16 protein-coding genes are annotated in these 17,386 nt (G+C 41.3%); 5 read left to right on the top strand and 11 right to left on the bottom strand.

Annotated features, from left to right (window positions below; all coding sequences use genetic code 11):
• The first annotated feature begins 167 nt into the window (after positions 1-167).
• Together PCRYO_RS03875 and lipA are read left to right on the top strand one after the other, a co-directional pair.
• A complete protein-coding gene (locus PCRYO_RS03875) occupies positions 168-587 on the top strand; it encodes a carboxymuconolactone decarboxylase family protein (protein ID WP_049751826.1) in 420 nt (139 codons plus the stop codon).
• A 162-nt stretch (positions 588-749) separates the two neighbouring features.
• Positions 750-1,793 (top strand): lipoyl synthase, encoded by a 1,044-nt coding sequence (lipA, locus tag PCRYO_RS03870; RefSeq protein WP_011513094.1) that lies wholly within the window; start codon positions 750-752, stop codon positions 1,791-1,793.
• A 278-nt stretch (positions 1,794-2,071) separates the two neighbouring features.
• Here lipA and PCRYO_RS03865 read toward each other — a convergent pair whose 3' ends face one another.
• From PCRYO_RS03865 to PCRYO_RS03855, 3 genes are read right to left on the bottom strand one after another with little or no spacing between them, the layout of a single operon-like run.
• Positions 2,072-4,150, bottom strand: coding sequence for a TRAP transporter permease (locus PCRYO_RS03865; protein WP_041753009.1), 2,079 nt, complete (start codon positions 4,148-4,150; stop codon positions 2,072-2,074).
• Positions 4,122-4,679: a DUF1850 domain-containing protein gene (locus PCRYO_RS03860; RefSeq protein ID WP_041753007.1), complete on the bottom strand. Its 558-nt coding sequence runs from the start codon at positions 4,677-4,679 to the stop codon at positions 4,122-4,124. The genes PCRYO_RS03865 and PCRYO_RS03860 overlap by 29 nt, the downstream gene beginning before the upstream one ends.
• On the bottom strand, positions 4,657-5,703 hold the full coding sequence (locus tag PCRYO_RS03855; RefSeq protein ID WP_011513091.1) for a TAXI family TRAP transporter solute-binding subunit: 1,047 nt from the start codon (positions 5,701-5,703) through the stop codon (positions 4,657-4,659). Before PCRYO_RS03855 ends, PCRYO_RS03860 begins: the two co-directional genes overlap by 23 nt.
• Positions 5,704-6,347: 644 nt before the next feature.
• Between PCRYO_RS03855 and PCRYO_RS03850 the strand changes: the two genes are divergently transcribed.
• On the top strand, positions 6,348-6,734 hold the full coding sequence (locus PCRYO_RS03850) for a hypothetical protein (RefSeq protein WP_011513090.1): 387 nt from the start codon (positions 6,348-6,350) through the stop codon (positions 6,732-6,734).
• A gap of 464 nt (positions 6,735-7,198) precedes the next feature.
• On the opposite strand, the gene PCRYO_RS03845 is transcribed toward PCRYO_RS03850, so the two are convergent.
• The 3 genes from PCRYO_RS03845 to uvrB all read right to left on the bottom strand — a co-directional run bounded on the left by PCRYO_RS03845 (position 7,199) and on the right by uvrB (position 11,184).
• Complete coding sequence (locus tag PCRYO_RS03845) at positions 7,199-7,570, bottom strand: hypothetical protein (RefSeq protein WP_041753004.1); 372 nt, start codon at positions 7,568-7,570, stop codon at positions 7,199-7,201.
• A gap of 221 nt (positions 7,571-7,791) precedes the next feature.
• Entirely contained in the window at positions 7,792-8,844 is a 1,053-nt protein-coding gene (locus PCRYO_RS03840; RefSeq protein WP_011513088.1) for a pyridoxal phosphate-dependent aminotransferase, read from the bottom strand.
• A gap of 228 nt (positions 8,845-9,072) precedes the next feature.
• The gene (gene uvrB, locus PCRYO_RS03835; RefSeq protein WP_020443038.1) at positions 9,073-11,184 is read right to left on the bottom strand and encodes an excinuclease ABC subunit UvrB; all 2,112 of its coding nucleotides are present in this window, start codon (positions 11,182-11,184) and stop codon (positions 9,073-9,075) included.
• Between the two features lie 184 nt (positions 11,185-11,368).
• On the opposite strand from uvrB, the gene PCRYO_RS03830 reads away from it, so the two are divergent.
• A complete protein-coding gene (locus tag PCRYO_RS03830) occupies positions 11,369-11,788 on the top strand; it encodes a GFA family protein (protein WP_011513086.1) in 420 nt (139 codons plus the stop codon).
• A gap of 343 nt (positions 11,789-12,131) precedes the next feature.
• Positions 12,132-12,629, top strand: coding sequence for a DNA starvation/stationary phase protection protein Dps (gene dps / locus PCRYO_RS03825; protein ID WP_011513085.1), 498 nt, complete (start codon positions 12,132-12,134; stop codon positions 12,627-12,629).
• A gap of 236 nt (positions 12,630-12,865) precedes the next feature.
• Here the strand turns inward: dps and PCRYO_RS03820 are convergent, their stop codons facing one another.
• The 5 genes from PCRYO_RS03820 to PCRYO_RS03800 all read right to left on the bottom strand — a co-directional run bounded on the left by PCRYO_RS03820 (position 12,866) and on the right by PCRYO_RS03800 (position 17,302).
• Positions 12,866-13,567: a DUF2059 domain-containing protein gene (locus tag PCRYO_RS03820; protein WP_041753001.1), complete on the bottom strand. Its 702-nt coding sequence runs from the start codon at positions 13,565-13,567 to the stop codon at positions 12,866-12,868.
• A gap of 25 nt (positions 13,568-13,592) precedes the next feature.
• The gene (locus PCRYO_RS03815; protein ID WP_011513083.1) at positions 13,593-14,690 is read right to left on the bottom strand and encodes a cation diffusion facilitator family transporter; all 1,098 of its coding nucleotides are present in this window, start codon (positions 14,688-14,690) and stop codon (positions 13,593-13,595) included.
• 167 nt (positions 14,691-14,857) lie between these two features.
• Entirely contained in the window at positions 14,858-15,394 is a 537-nt protein-coding gene (locus tag PCRYO_RS03810; RefSeq protein ID WP_011513082.1) for an acyl-CoA thioesterase, read from the bottom strand.
• 96 nt (positions 15,395-15,490) lie between these two features.
• Positions 15,491-15,901 (bottom strand): DUF2177 family protein, encoded by a 411-nt coding sequence (locus PCRYO_RS03805; protein ID WP_011513081.1) that lies wholly within the window; start codon positions 15,899-15,901, stop codon positions 15,491-15,493.
• Positions 15,902-15,937: 36 nt separating this feature from the next.
• Positions 15,938-17,302 (bottom strand): SAM-dependent methyltransferase, encoded by a 1,365-nt coding sequence (locus tag PCRYO_RS03800; RefSeq protein ID WP_011513080.1) that lies wholly within the window; start codon positions 17,300-17,302, stop codon positions 15,938-15,940.
• Between the last annotated feature and the right edge of the window lie 84 nt (positions 17,303-17,386).

Below are 17,386 nucleotides of genomic sequence, written 5' to 3'. Positions count from 1 at the left end.
TATTGTTAAATGGAATCAACTATATCTCGATTAACGGTTAAATAAAACCTACTCGACTGTTATAATGTTTGATAAGAATATACCGATTAAATGCAAAGGATTTAATCATAAAATCAAGGATGACAATGGCTAATAAAGAAAATGAAGATCGCAATACTACTCACAGTATGAGTCACAATGCCAATCAAGGCACCAGTCAAAACGCCAATTATGAAAACGGTCTAAAAGTTCGTACCGAGGTGATGGGTGCAGCACATGTCAAACGCTCACTTGAATCAGCAACGCCATTTACTCAGCCATTACAAGATTGGATTATTGAGCACGCTTGGGGCAGTACATGGCAAGATGACTCGGTACTACCGCGCAAATATCGCTCGCTTATCACGATTGGTTTTTTGATTGCACAAAAAAGTCCCGCTGAGCTAAAGGGACATATCCGAGGTGCCATCAATAATGGCGCCACTGTCGCTGAGATTCGAGAAGTCTTGATGCACAGCCTGCCTTATTGCGGCGCACCTGCCACTCAAGAAGCGTTTCGCGCTGCCATAGACGTACTAAATGACATGAACATTGATATCAATAAATGAAACTATGCTAAATCGCTTATTTATAGTAGCCTTGATAAACTGAATTTCATACGATTGCCTAAAAAACCTTGACCAAATATCTGCTATAATAGCTCTATTCATAAAGCATTCTAATAATTCCATAAACCCTTGTTCTATCAAGGGTTAAGAGAACATTCGATTATGACAAACGCCGTACAAACGCACACGCCTGCTGCCCGCGCAAAACCCAAAAAAGCCATCCAAGGCGAAAAACTCCGTGGCTACGATAAAGTTGCTCGTATCCCAATTAAAATTATCCCGACTGTCGAGGCTAAGAAAAAGCCAGATTGGATTCGGGTAAAACTGTCTTCACCTGCGGAAGTCGCACGTATCAAGTCCACCTTACGTGAACAGAAACTCTATACCGTTTGTGAAGAAGCTGCCTGCCCTAACCTTCCACAGTGCTTTGCCGATGGTACTGCTACCTTTATGATTATGGGTGATATCTGTACACGTCGATGCCCGTTCTGTGATGTCGGACATGGTCGTCCAAATGAGCTTGATAAAGATGAGCCGCGTCATACTGCCGAGACCATCCAAGGTTTAGGTCTTAAATATGCCGTCATTACCTCGGTTGACCGTGATGATTTAAAAGATGGCGGCGCGATGCATTTCGTTGAAGTATTGAATGAATCGCGTGCGCTGAGCCCAAATTGCTTGATCGAGATTTTGGTACCAGATTTCCGTGGTCGTATGGATATCGCATTGGACTTATTGACTGAAACGGCGCCTGATGTTTTTAACCACAATATCGAAACCGTGCCTCGTTTATATAAAGCTTTCCGTCCAGGTTCAGATTATCAGCATTCATTAGACTTGCTAAAGATTTATAAAGAACGTCGCCCTGATATTGCGACCAAATGCGGCTTTATGGTTGGACTTGGTGAAACTGAAGAAGAAATCTATAAGCTGCTTGATGATCTAAAGGCGCATAACGTCGATATGATTACCGTTGGTCAGTATTTACAACCTAGTAAAGACCATGCGCCAGTCGATCGCTATGTGCATCCAGATGAGTTCCAGCGTTATATGGACTATGGCAAAAAGATTGGCTTCTTTAATATTTGGGCAGGTCCTATGGTGCGCTCAAGCTATTTTGCTGATCGTCAGTACTATGGTGAAGATTGCCCTGCACCTATCCGTAGCAAAAAAGCATTAGCAGCAGAAGGGAAACTTGGCTGTTAAGTGAGAGTCGTCACTATATCAACGTAAAATGACGAGTTTTAAAATATAAAAAGGTCGAATAGCAGATATCTACTATTCGACCTTTTCTATAGTAAATTCTAAATAAAACAGATACGTTATGTTCCAACGTAGTACTGGTATAAATTTTTCTGGCGTGCTGTGCCTACGCCGACAGAGGCTGCGTAAAATTCATCCCAGTCCTACTGTATCGCTTTAATACTGAATTCGCTATATGCTTCTAACTTTTCTGTCTCACTTGAAGTAGCAGCGCTTCAATGTTAAACACTTAAAGCGGTTGGCGCCTTACTACCTTTTATATTGAACGCCGCAATACCTAGTACTATTACGCCGCCTATTGCACCTGTGATCAGCCCAGGATAAATCAGCAGCAATGCGCCTAATGCTAATATTAAGCGCGTAACGAGATTCATATCACTTTTAAAATAACCCTCTAACGCGGCGCTAAGTCCAATCACACCAATGACCGATGTCACAACAGCAATAATAATATCGATGACCGGCGGCAATGGAAATTCTTTCGCCGTGACAGCAAGATCTGTTGGGTCAATCATCAACATCGCAGGATTATAAATAAACATAAACGGGACGATAAAACCTGCTAACGCTAACTTTAATGACAAATACCCTGTTTTCATCGGATCACCGCCAGAGATACCAGCACCAGCAAAAGCTGCCAGACAGACAGGCGGGGTAATATTTGCAAACACACCAAAATAGAAAACAAACATATGCGCTGACAAAATAGGAATATCAAACCCTGCTAGAGCAGGCGCTGCCATGGTTGCGGTAATGATATAAGCAGGGATAGAAGGCAATCCCATACCCAAGACCATAGACGCTAGCATAGTCAAAATCAAAGTAAGCAATAAAGACCCTGCACCCAAAGTAACAATTGAAGAGGTCATTACTGTACCAAAGCTGGTCAAACTAACGACCCCAATGATGATACCTACAACTGCACAAGCTGCCATCACTGCTAATGATTGGCGTGCGCCATCTTCTAGAGCACCTAAAATATCCTTGAAGCCCATACGGGTTTCTTTGCGTAGCATACTGATGACAACAGTAAAGCCAATGGTATAAGCCGCAGCGTACCCTACAGGAACATTTTGTATTAATAAATAAATCAAGAATACAATCGGCAATAGCATATGACCGCGTGCTTTTAATACCTCTTTTACCTGCGGCAGACTCTCTTTTGCCATGCCTTTTAAGTCACGGCGACCGGCACGAAAATGCACCTGTGCGATAACGCCTAGATAATAGAGAATAGCAGGTAATAACGCAGCCAAAGCAATAGTGCTATACGGTAGACCTGTCGTCTCCGCCATAATAAAAGCACTGGCACCCATAATAGGTGGCAATATTTGACCACCGACCGACGCACTCGCCTCTACAGCTCCTGCAAAGTCTTTATGATAACCAACCTTTTTCATCAATGGGATGGTAAACGCGCCCGTACTGACCACATTCGATAAGGCTGAACCATTTATACTACCCATAAAGCCGCTTGATATAACAGCAACTTTAGCAGGTCCACCTTTTTTATCGCCTGCCAGCGCCAATGCCAAATCATTAAACAGCTGACCCATTCCAGAACGCGCTAAAAATGCCCCAAATAGAATGAATAGGAAGATAAAAGTAACTGAGGCACCAATTGCAACTGAATATAAGCCTTCGGTCTTTAAGAATAATTGACCAAAAATATCGCCCAAATCATAAGGGCGTGTGAGCAGCCTATCCGGCATAAAGTCCAAATGACTGATAAAGGGATATAGCAAAAATATAGAGGCTAATATAGGCAAGATCCAGCCAGTAATACGCCGACTGCCTTCAAGGACGCAGATGACCGTAATAATAGAAAAGATCACATCGACCGAATTTGCCATACCGCCGCGACTGGTGACAATATCTTGATACTCATAAATGAGATACGTCATCCCAGATAAGGAAAAGATAAACCAAATCCAGTCATACCATGCCACTTTCTTACGGCTGCTTTTTTTATTGGCAGGGAATATCAAAAAAATCAAAGCGAAGCCAACGCCTACATGCACAGAGCGCTGTAGTAACGATGGCATTGGATTAAAGGTAATGTATAAATGAAAAATGGAGTAGAAAATACAGATCGCAGCGATAATATACTTCACTGGACCTTGGGTGATATGACGCGTAATAGATTCTCGATCGTATTTTTCTAATATTGCCTGTGTGACACTAGGATCAACGTCATCGTAATTCTCAGTATCTTCAGGCGCATTTGGCTGATTTGCCAACTTAGCATCATCACTGACATGAGGCTTATCGCTACTGTGATCCATCACTTGGGAGTTCATGACAAAAATCCTTATTGAATCTATCGATTGGACTATATGCCTTGGGCATGATAGTTACTTCTGAATAATCTGGTACCAGTTGATGAATAAGAATGCGCTGACTGGCATAGTCAATCTCACCTTTTGTCAGTCTTGATACAACCCAGTTGAGATGGGGAAACCTTTGGTTGATTTGATACCCGACATAGCCCTCTTTTTGTATAGGAGCGACATTTTCAGTAGACGGCGTACCAGCACCAAACGCTTGAAAGTAAGTATTGGTTAATAGTAAGCCCTCTTCTTCACGAAGATAATGCTCCTCCCACCACTGCTTTTCTACCGAGTGAATCCAGCGCAATTGAAAATTGGGCTCAACAAAATAGCAGACTAGGCTGGCACTATTGTTATTGTTACCAGCAACGCCCGCTACTCGTATTTCAATGACTGTTTGGCGGCTAAAAATCGCCCATAGTATAAATAAAACCAGCGCAGCAATAGATGCTACGCCAGCAAACCACCATACTTGCTTATTTAGCTGCTTTCTCATCATAGTATTTTTTGGCACCAGGATGAATAGGAGCAACCATACCGACTTGAGCCGTCTCTAAACTGATATCGCTCGCCGCTTGGTGAGCATTCTTTAGCCCATCCAAGTTTTCAAACAACGCTTTTGTCAGCTTATAGCCATCATCTTCCGAGATATCAGAGCGTACTAACAAGGCATTCATGACGGCTGTGGTTGGAATAGCAGCAGCATTACCATAGGTACCGGCAGGAATCTCAAAAGTCTTAAAGTAAGGCTTGGTCTCAATAATTTTTTTCAGCTTATCTTGATTGATGGTCACCAACTGCAACTTGATACCTTGCTCTAGCTCTAATAATGAAGAGTTTGGTAAGCCACTGCTAAAAAATGCCGCTTCAATTTTGCCAGCTTTCATCGCATCTGCAGCATCTGCAAAGCCTAAATAATCTACCTTGACATCATCATAGGTAATACCAAAACCTTCTAACAAGGTTCGAGCATTCACTTCAGTACCAGAGCCTTGATCGCCAACCGCAATACGTTTGCCTTTTAAATCTTCAATGTTTTTGATACCAGATTTCTCTGAAGCAACCAGCTGAATGACGTTGGGATACAGAACAGCAATTTGCTGAATATTGGCGATAGGTGCCTTAAAGTCATTTTTACCTTCGACTGCATCAGTGACGACATCACTAAGTGCCAGCACCATATCTACTTTACCTTGGGTCAATAGATTGACGTTTTCTACTGACGCCCCTGTCGTTTGGGTCTTAGCATTAACGCCAAAAGTCTTGGCATAAATCTCTGCTAAAGACGTTCCAATAATATTGTAAGGACCGGAGGCGCCTCCTGTAGCAATGGTGACAAATTTGGTTTCAAGCTTGTCATTTGCTGTGGCAGCAGTATCTGTGGTGGTATCAGCAGTAGCACTGTCAGCAGTAGCGCCGTCAGTAGCTGCGCTATCAGCAGGCGCTTTGTCTGAACAGGCAACCATTGTCATACTGGCTGCAATCATTGCCGCAAGTAAAGGCAGTTTATAAATGGACTTCATTATTTTCTTCCTTGATAAAATAAAGCAAATGGACTTAAAAAAGTATGACTCAGATATGATGGTACTATCCATATCTGTCACACTAGCAACGTGCTACTTTGAATGGCTTTTTACTCACTCTGTTGTCATGAGAGCGCCATAAAAAAACAGTCTATCTAATTAAAACATGAGAGACTTTATATTGCTATATTGTTTTTCTCACTAACCCTTATCCTGACTACAAATCGAAATTTATTGAAAGTTAAGCGCTATTATTCACTAAATACCGCTTTCTTGTTTCGCTAAGCGATACTAAGTTTCATATTGTAAGTTATTTAAACAAACTTTAACCGCCTTGTAAACCTTTAAGTCCATAAAGATGAACTACTCCTATAATATTTATCATCATTTTTTCTACGACATAACTTGGTATAAAAAACAATTGTTAATAGATATTTTGATGGCACGTTTATATTTCCTTTGTCATCAATATTGAGTTCTAGTAAGATGACTTTTTATTTGTGCTGCTAATCGTACTGATCATGCAAATATCACAAGGTATAGACAGTAAAAAGCAGTTTATAGGTTTTGGTACATCTGCTCAGCACGATATAAAACTTTAAGAATATCCCCTCATAATACTGATCAACCTGAAAGGAAATTTGATGAAAAAATTATTCGCATCAACAGCATTACTAGCAACATTTGCACTAGCAGGCTGTGCCTCAACGGGCGGCAATACCAATGCAGGAACAGCAATGGGTACTGCAAACGAGATCGGTATGAGCGTTTTTAAAGCAGCTATCGACAATCAATGTCGCAGTCAGATCGAACAGCAAAACGCGTGGCGTATTGCCAGTGTCGCTATGACTGAAGCGCAAGAAGAAGCGGTAAAAGGCAGAGTTTGTGGTTGCGTTAGTGAGCAAGCACCGCAACAAGTCAGCATCGTTGAATTGGGTAATGCAGCCATAGACCCACAATATCGTGTGCAATTAGTGGCTAGAGTCGTTGCAAAATCATTGCAGAGCTGTTATTCCAGTATCGTTAAATAAATAGTTTATTAATAATATCAGTCATTATAAATAATTAGGCTGGGTTGGCGATTGCTTAACCCAGCCTATTCGTATAGATTATCAACAACAGATCGCGATCCATCATTAACCGCAGAACGCCCTGTTGATATCAATGAACACGCTTTTCAGTGTGAATGATATTTCACCAATACTTTAAAAACACGTGACGACAGTACTCTCTTTACCAAAGGCTTGATCACACAAACCAAGACCAATCATTTAGTTGAAGGCGCACAATCTATTCCTATTACTAAATCATCTGTGTTATCTGCCAAAGATAAAGCTGTTGCTACGAAAAAGTAAGCATCAATAGTAACTGTTTCAAGTTGACACTAAAAAATGAAGTAAGAAAAAGGGTGCGTCATTTAAATGTAACGCACCCTTTTTATTACCAATTGCTTTTACTTCTTCTAAACCTACAATAGTTCAAACCAGCCTATAGCTTACTTGTTGTAATGTGGCTGAGACATTAGAGACGCTGTAGGATGCAATGTCTTGTTCTGGCGAAAATATTTTGACCGACGCTCAAGTATCTTACTCACCTCTTTAGTCAAATCATGAATAATATCATCATAAACCCCATGATATAGCTCGGTCTCAAACGCAGTAAATGGATGCTTACGTGATGCAGAACTTACTTCTGTCACGCCGTCCTTGGTATAAAAAACATCCACTCGACCATCACTATTGAGTACACAATTTAATAATCCGCCTTCTAGCGCCATCTCTACACGCTCAGGCATAAAAATATAATCGTCTAAGTTGATGAGTTTTTTTTCTACTTCTCGTTTAAAAAATGATTTGATATCAAACATGAATATATCTTTAACCTTATAATTATAATTTACGTTAGCACACATAACTTTAGCTATCGCTCAGCGTTTATCCAGCGACTTAAATTTATCTAGCAACTTGAAAGCTAGTAATCTAAAAGAGTGTGCTTAACTGACCAATCTTATAAGATAAAGTGGTGTTTTTTAAGGTGGGATATGTAAAACTGCGTTTGAGGTTGGTTAAGACATATGATTTATCTCACTTATACCCAGTCCTTTTCACGAAATAACTTTAGTACTTTGATAAATGCTGCCATTTCATCAGGCGTACCAAGTGTTAAGCGGTTGAAGCCTGTAACAGGTGGGAACTCGCGACCAACCTTGATGCCATGGTCTCGCATTCTGTCGATATATGTTTTTAAATCACCTTTTATTTCATGAAAAATAAAGTTGGTCTGTGAGGGTAAATAACGCAGTCCCAGATCGTCTAAGACTGTTTCAATCATCTGACGCGACTGATTGGTATTGCGCAAACTTAGCGCTAAAAACTCTGCATCATTTAACGTCGCAATAGCAGCAACCGCACCTGACAAGTTGGTGTTATCCATAGACATAAATGCTTCGACAGTCTCAATAGCTTGCGGGTTAGAAATCGCATAGCCCACTCGCATACCAGCTAAGGCACATAACTTTGAAAAAGTATGAATGACAATAAGCTTGTCTGATAACCCTTGTTTTACCCATTCAATCCCACTCTCAAAGCTTGCGTCTGACACGTACTCCAAGTACGCTTGATCTAATAAAAAGTAATGGTTGTCTGGTGCATTACTTACCCAAGCTTTAAGCCTTGAAGTTGAAGTAATGATTCCAGTTGGGTTGTTTGGATTACAAATGTAAAGTAGGCTTATGCCATCAAAATCGTCAGCTGCTTTTTGTAGTTCGTCAAAATCATAATCATAGTTTTCAGTGGTTAACGGTATCTTGACGACGGGCACGCCAATTGCATTTGCATACATCTCTGCGCAATCAAAAGTGGGAACAGGGATCACCATTTGAAACTGCCTGCCCTCTTTTAGAGCTTTATATTGCAGCATTTGTAAGGTAGCTCGAATATTTTCAGTCGAGCCATTGCCTAATGAGATTTGGTTTTCTGCCACGCCATGGATGGTGGCAATTTTGCTAATGAGTGCCGCACGTGGGTTATCTGGATAACGGAAGCCTGCACCTAAAGAGTCTGTAATGGCTTGTTTGGCAGAAGCTGACATGCCTAGTGAGTTTTCATTCGCATTTAATTCTAAGCATTTATTATTTTGCATGATGGATTATGTGCCTCAACGTCCGTTGTTATAAGTTCATATTGCTCATTGATATCATATTAATTGGCATTTAGTATAAACACAAGTTTTGTCATTACCAATTATTGGTTATTAATAACCTCAGGCAAAAGCGAGGTTATTTTGGTTATAAAAAGACCATAAAAAAGGTGAGCTGCACCGTTGGCAACTCACCTTTTTATTACTATTTTGAAATTATAGTTTTACTCTTTACAGTAAATGCGCTTTTAGCTCTAGCACTTTGTCACGCGTTTTCGCGGCATCCTCAAACTTTAAGTCACGCGACATCTGCTTCATGAGCTTCTCAAGACGATTGATCTCTTTAGCCAATAAATCAGGACTGCGTAAGATACTGATATCGACATCAGGCAGATTGCTCTTAATTGGAATCATCTGATTATCGTTGGCATCATGGTCATCACCTGTGTCAATTTTATCCGTGATACTACGGCGCGCACCTGTTGGCGTAATGTTATGTTCAAGGTTGAAGGCGACTTGTTTTTCGCGGCGACGATCGGTCTCATCGATCGCTTTTTGCATACTGTTGGTAATACGATCAGCATAGAGAATGGCTTTACCATTAATATGACGCGCCGCCCGACCAATGGTCTGAATCAGAGCACGTTCAGAGCGCAAAAAACCCTCTTTATCGGCATCAAATATCGCGACCAATGACACCTCTGGCATATCTAACCCTTCACGCAATAGATTAATGCCGACCAACACATCATGTACGCCCGTACGCAGCTCATGGATAATCTGCATACGCTCAAGGGTATCGATATCCGAGTGTAGGTAAGCAACTTTGACATCATATTCTTTGAGATAGCTGGTCAAATCCTCTGACATACGCTTGGTCAAGGTAGTGATTAACACGCGTTCGTCTTTTTCTCGGCGCTTGGTAATCTCAGACAGCACATCATCGACTTGCGTCAATACAGGACGTATCTCAATTTCAGGGTCAATCAAACCGGTCGGACGTACGACTTGCTCGACCACTTGCTCGCTGTGCTCAAGCTCATACAATGCAGGCGTGGCACTCACATAAATAGTCTTAGGCTTGATACGCTCCCACTCTTCAAACTTCATCGGGCGGTTATTCATAGCACTTGGTAGACGAAAGCCATAATTGACAAGATTCTCTTTACGCGATCTATCGCCCTTATACATTGCACCAATCTGCGACACAGTCACGTGCGACTCATCAAGAAATAATAACGCATCCTCTGGAATGTAATCAAACAAAGTCGGTGGTGCTTCCCCTGATGGACGACCAGACAGATGCTGTGAGTAGTTTTCGATACCGTTACAGTAGCCGAGCTGTTGAATCATCTCAAGATCATACTGAGTACGCTCTTTAAGACGCTGTGCTTCAATTAGTTTATTGTTTTCGCGGAAATACTCCAAGCGTGGCTCAAGCTCAGCACGAATTGTATGGCTCGCAGCCTCCAATTTATTGCGCGGCGTCACGTAATGTGATTTTGGATAAATAGTAATACGTGGCACGGTACGCACGGTCTTACCCGTTAAAGGATCAAACCACGTGATTTTTTCCACTTCATTATCAAACAAGTGCACACGCACCGCTAGCTGCTCAGACTCAGCAGGATAAATATCTAACAGCTCACCACGCAGCCGATACGTACCTCGTCCAAAGTCTAGCTCATTGCGCGTATATTGCATTTCAACAAGACGTTTAATGGTAGCAGTGCGATCGATTTTGTCACCAACGACGACGTGCAGCAGCATTTTTAGATAACTTTCTGGATCACCTAGACCATAGATACAGGATACCGAGGCGACGATAATTGCATCACGACGCTCAAGTAGTGCACGCGTCGCTGACAGACGCATCTGGTCAATATGATCATTAATGGCGCTGTCTTTTTCGATAAAAGTATCGCTCGCTGCGACATAGGCTTCTGGCTGATAATAGTCATAATAACTGACGAAATACTCAACTGCATTATTGGGGAAAAACGACTTAAACTCACCATATAACTGAGCGGCAAGCGTTTTATTATGTGCCATGATAATAGTTGGACGTTGCGTCTCAGAGATGACCTTTGCCATGGTATAGGTCTTACCAGAACCCGTCACACCCAGTAATAGCTGCTCATCCATGCCAGCATTAATACCATTAACCAGTTTCTTTATCGCTTGCGGCTGATCGCCTGCTGGCTCAAACTCGGTGACCATCTCAAAAGCACGACTTGATATTTGTGTCCCAGACGCGTTGACACCACTAATTTCAGCTTCGCCTTGCAGCTGAGTGGCCAATTGATTTAACTGACGCGACGAGCGCGGTTCAGGCATTCGCATAATGGTTATCTTCCTGATATTTATAAAAAGTTATAAGAGGTTAGGTTTATAACAATATGGGGTTAAACCTTTATTTTTAAAGGTCATTTATTGCGCAAAACGCCCACAAATGGATGCACAAACACTCAATAAAAAGCATAGAAACTCAGGTATAGTTCAATGACCATTAATCAAGGAACGAGTTATGAAAGGTCACTGTCTGTGCGGTAACGTCACCATAGAATTAGAAGATATCAATACCTTTGAAGCGTGCCATTGTACGATGTGTCGTCGTTGGGGCAGCGGACCACTAATGGCGATACATAGCTACGCAAAACCTGACATTCAGGGCGAAGACTCAATGACGGTCTATCCCTCTTCAGCATGGGCGGAGCGTGCGTTTTGCCATAAATGCAGCACCAATCTCTATTATCATCAGCTTAGCTCTGAGACTTATGTCCTGTCAATAGGACTGTTTCAAGAGAATCCAAACCTTACTTTTGAGAGCCAGATTTTCATTGATAGAAAACCCGATTATTATGAATTTGCTAATGACACAGTCAACTTAACTCAGCAACAGCTGTTTGATAAATTCGCAGAAAAAGGCATTAGACCAAAGGACTAAATATTTATAAGGCTTAAAATGCGTATGACTATTCTTAACTTAACGTCTCTTAACTTAACGTCAATTAAATCAAATCTTAATACGATTGAATATGCTGGCGTGTGCACGGATTGTTATCAAAGCGTCTATTTTAGCGGTTAAATTTACAAAGGTTTTCATGATTAACAAACTCATTACACGACCCTTGTATAAAGCCTAAATGTTGGGGTTCCATCTATTATTTAAGCTGTTATTATCGATAATGAATTTATAAGCAGTCAGCAACACCTTAATAAATAGAAATTTAAAGAGCTGTTGATAATTAGAAACCTAAATTTATTAAAATAGAATAATGGAGCAGAATATGAGAGAACGTTACGCAAGTGGAATAGATGACGCAACTGCAAAAAAAATGATCGATCTGTTGAACGCGAATTTAGCAAACCTGATTGATTTGAGTATGGATAGCAAGCAATGTCATTGGAATCTTCAAGGTACTGGTTTCATTGGTGTACATCAGTTATTGGATGACACTTATGGACGCTTAACAGAAGCTTATGATACAGTCGCTGAGCGCATTGTTATCCTTGGTGGTAAAGCCAATGGTATCTCTAAACGTGTCGTTGAGGACTCTATCTTAGAGACTTACCCGACTGATATTACTGACGTTGACCAGCATGTTCGTGAGCTGACCAATCGCTATAAGACAATTGCTGCGTCTTTGCGTGAAGGGATTGATGCCGCTGGCGATGCGGGTGATGAAGATACCGCTGACTTATTGACTGAAGTGAGTCGTACTGTTGATAAAGATGCTTGGTTTATCGGTGCAAACGCCCCGGAAAAAGATACGTCTAAAAAATAAGCACGTTTCAACATAAGATTAACTTATTTGCTAAATAGAAAAAGGTCACCTCAATGGTGACCTTTTTTATGTTTGACGATTTTGACTAGAATCATTGAACATCAATACCGATGAATCACATATTACTGGTATGAATTTTTCTTGCTTGCTGTGCCTACGCAGACAGAGGCTGCAAAACATTTATACCAGCACTAGCATAGATATTGTAAGGACTTTAACTATATTTCTAACACACTTTAAAAAATACCTTTCACAATTTGCTTCATCTGCGGTAACAGCTCACTTAATTGGTTTTCAGTCTCTGAGATATCTTGCGGTAAAGATTGCCTTAAAAAAGCGGCAGTAATTTGTGGCTGTTTTGCTAAGATATTTTGACCGACAGCAGTGTCGTAAAATTTGATTTGGGCATCCACTTCCGCTTGCGCATAGTAAGTTTTTGCCGCACTGATATAAGCTTGCGTTAAGGTTTGAATATCTGCCGTATTGCCTATCCCATTGGTCATAATTTTGGCATATTGTCCTAACACGCTTTGGATCTGATTTTGTAGCTCACGTTGACGTTTATTCAACGGTTTATCAGTCGCCTGTTGATTCTGAGTTTGCGTATTGATTGCATTGATAGCCGCTTGCTTACCATCGACGATAGATTGTATTTGCTCATCAATATGCATGACTTGCATCAGTTTAATAATAGAGATATCAGTAGGTAACGGGCGCTTGACACTCTGTGTATCATCACTCTTACGGACGCTATAGGGTGCTGAAGTGACCGTTTTTGATTGTTGAATTTGATTGGTATCACTGTGTACAATTAATTCTGCATTGGCCTGCACAGCAGTAGCTGACATCAAAGTCACCACTACTAATGCCAGCAACGGTGACACTATCTGTGTATGGCGATTAGGATGTTTTGTTAACGGTTTTAGAGGACTTTTCATATTATGTTCTCATTCTTATTATAGATTATAAATGTTCATTATCAGGTAAGCGTAAGATTTCAGCGTTAGGGACAGATAAAGTTAAGATAGCTTCTTGAAACAATGACTGACTGCGAAACTGATTTTCTATACTTTCAAATTTGTGCGCAATCTCATGCTCATGTTGATTTCCAGCAATATCGACCGCCGCGACCATAAATATTTTTTTGGGACCTACCCACTCCAAGTGCAAGTAAGAAACACTATCAATATCTGGATGCTTGATAAGCTCTGATAAAATATAATCATGCATTTTTTCTGAGACTCTATAGCCAACCAAAAAATCACGATTACGACTGATTAAAAAGACTGCCACTACGGCCAGCAATATACCGACAATGATAGACCCAAGCGCATCCCAAAATGGTTCGCCTGTATAGGCGTGCATTGCCATAGCAGCTGCGGCCACAACCAACCCAATGACTGCCGCCAAATCTTCAAAGAAAACACCGCGCAAGGTGGGGTTAGAGGTGTCCATCACATAGCCGATGGCACTGACATTAATCGCTTCGCCATGTTTTTTACTTTGCAAATACGCTTGTGTTAAAGAAAATCCTTCAAGCACAAAGGCGACTGCCAAGATAATAAAACCGATGGTATAGTTGGTTTCAGTTTCAGCTGCATTCCACTCGGTAATGCCAGTATAAATAGACACTACTGAACCTGCCATAAATACACCAAACGCGGCAATCATCGACCATACATACGACTCTTTACCGTAGCCGAGTGGATGGCTTTTGTCAGCAGGTTTGACCGACTTTTTCTCTGCAACGATTAACAGTGTACCATTGCCCGCGTCTGCCCAAGAATGCGCTGATTCCGCTATCATAGAAGCGGAACCCGTCATAAACGCTGCTACTGTTTTAGCAATTGCAATAATAAGATTGGCACCAACTGCAATCAATACCGTTGTTAGTGAGCTCGATTTTTTGTCATCATGGCTTGGCGTAGATTTAGAGGGGTCAGAATTGGTGTTATCTGAAGCCTTAAAAGGGTTTTGAGCGCGAGAGCGACCAATGCCGTGCGTATCAGCGCGCGGCGTTGGCGCATCTTTTGGATTGGATTCTAGCGGCTTTAAACTCATCTAGGTCTCAATAAATGGATGGTTTAAGGTATAAAACCAAACTAGTTACATATATACACTAGCTGATCTATTAGTTACTTTAGATTCCATTTACTGTAGTCAAAAAACCTGTTCTTATCAGTAATGTTTTGGTGAGAGTATGTTTATTGTCTGCATTAATGAGCAGATTATGCGCTTGCTACTTTATTAGTCAATTTACTGATGTCACAGCTGATACGTTGCGAGCCTTCCATACGCAGCTTTCTGCGCTCTAAGCCTGCGTCAAATCGGCACTGTTGCAAGGCATCTTTAATCTCAAGCTCAGGGATTAGCGTTGGCTTACGATTTTCATCAATCGCCACCATGGTAAAGTAGCAGCTGTTGGTATGGCGAACGGTACGTGCGCGCACATCTTCTGCCTCTACTCGAATGCCGACCTCCATTGAAGTCTTACCAACGTAATTGACACTAGCCGCAAACGTTACCAACTCTCCAACATGAATAGGCTCACGGAACATCACCTGATCAACTGACAGTGTCACCACATAACTACCGCTATAGCGACTGGCACAGGCATAAGCGACTTGGTCCAGCATCTTGAGCAAATCCCCACCATGGACATTACCAATAAAATTGGCCATATCTGGCGTCATAAGCACTGACATATACAGCTCATGGTTTAATGGGACTGTTTTGGCGGTAGAGCTGGTGTTATATTGCGTCATAATGTTCCTTAACGGGGGTAGAATCTATTTAAAGTGCTATTTATACAATAGCAATTCCGACAGCGCAAATATAGTCGATTTAACTTAACTACTAGATTAGCTTAACCAATGAAAACGATAAGCAAGCCAAGCCACGATAGCACTCACTGAACCTGTTAAAATACCACCCCAAGCAAAATCAACCAAAGCGGTGTCCAGAGTAAAACCTTTATATAAGGCTAAGCTAGTAAAATCATAAGTACCGTAAGCCATCAGTCCTATCAAAGCGCCCAATAAGAAGATATGGTGAATCGGCGCATTTGATCTGATTTGTGGGTATAAAATAATAATACACAGCGCCAATAGGTAAAACAGATAAAACACCCCAGCAGCAGTCATATTTGGCTGTTCGGCAAGTAAGTGTCCGATACGCTTTTCATAAAACAGACCAGTCATGGTCTTCAGCCAAACCGCATCAATGCCCAAAAATATGACAAGAGAAGCAAGATAGATATAAATATAACCCATAGTAAGATCCTTTTATAATAGGGACTAAAATGCAGCCTATGAATGCCATGCATCAATGTTGTTTGGCTTAACGGCGGTGACTTGCACGACTCCAATCGTACGTTCCAAAAACCCCCCTTCGCAGTAGCAGAAATAAAACTCCCATAAGCGAATAAACGCTTCATCATAACCGAGTGCTTTTATCTCCTCACGTTGTGCCATAAACGCAGTACGCCAATCCCGCAGCGTAAAAGCGTAGTCAAAACCATAATCATGCAATTGTTTGATGACCATATCGGTCTGCTCAGTAAACTGCGTCGTCAATTCTTGATTAGATAGTAAGCAACCACCGGGGAAAATGTGCGTCTGAATAAAATCGACCGACTTTATATAGTCTTGATAATTTTGATCATTGAAGGTAATGGCTTGTAATACCATTAAACCTGTTGGCTTCAGCAGGCTATTACATTTAGCAAAAAACGTCGGTAAATACTCATGTCCAACCGCCTCAATCATCTCAATACTGACCAACTTGTCATACTGTCCTGTCAGTTCGCGATAGTCTTGCTTTAATAACGTGACTTTATCCGACAGTCCAGCCGCTTCTACACGGCGCTGCGCCTCTTCATATTGCGCATCCGAGATAGTGGTCGTCGTTATATGACAACCATAATGCGTTGCTGCATAAATAGCAAACCCGCCCCAACCAGTCCCAATTTCTATGACAGTATCTTCGGGTTTCAGTTGTAAACGCTCACAAATCAAAGCGAGTTTATGCTGCTGCGCCTCAGCCAATGTCGTATCTACTTTTTTATAGACTGCTGATGAGTACATCATCGTATCGTCTAAAAAACGCTGGTACATGTCATTACCTAAGTCGTAATGCGCTAAAATATTAGACTTTGAACCCAATTTATCATTACTGCGTAACTTATGATTGGCTCGCTCAAAGGTTTTACTAATAACCGCAAAACGATTTTCTAACTGATTAAGTACTGCCAAATTACGCGCTGCCAGTCGAATCAAACCCGTTAAATCATCTGTATCCCATTCGCCATTGATATAGCTGTCCGCTAGCGCAATAGAACCACCAAATAATAACTGACGATAGACGTTGCTATCATGAATGGTCAGCGTCACATCCAATGTATGACGACCGATAGCTGAGCTACTTATGTTGCTAGAAGCAGCTGTGCCAAAACAATGCAGCTTAGCATCCTGCCCAACAAAATCCTCAATGATAGTAATACCACCAAATTGAATGTGCTTCAAAGCTCGGAATATGGCTTTTCGCGCCAGATAATTCACGCTATTACTAACTGGCTGCAAAATAGCACTATCGTTAAGCGTTTGATTGATGTGAGCAGTGATTTTTCCTAATTTTGATACGGGTGCCTTGCTTGCTAGTCTTGCTGACATCATTTATCCATCCTTGTATAATTATTCGATAGTAAGAGCTCTACGTTAAATTCTTGAGTCTTTGAACCTTTGAAGTTTTGGCATAAT

The organism is Psychrobacter cryohalolentis K5 (genome assembly GCF_000013905.1).
GTDB classification, from domain to species: domain Bacteria; phylum Pseudomonadota; class Gammaproteobacteria; order Pseudomonadales; family Moraxellaceae; genus Psychrobacter; species Psychrobacter cryohalolentis.
This window is presented reverse-complemented; position numbering and strand designations above follow the sequence as displayed.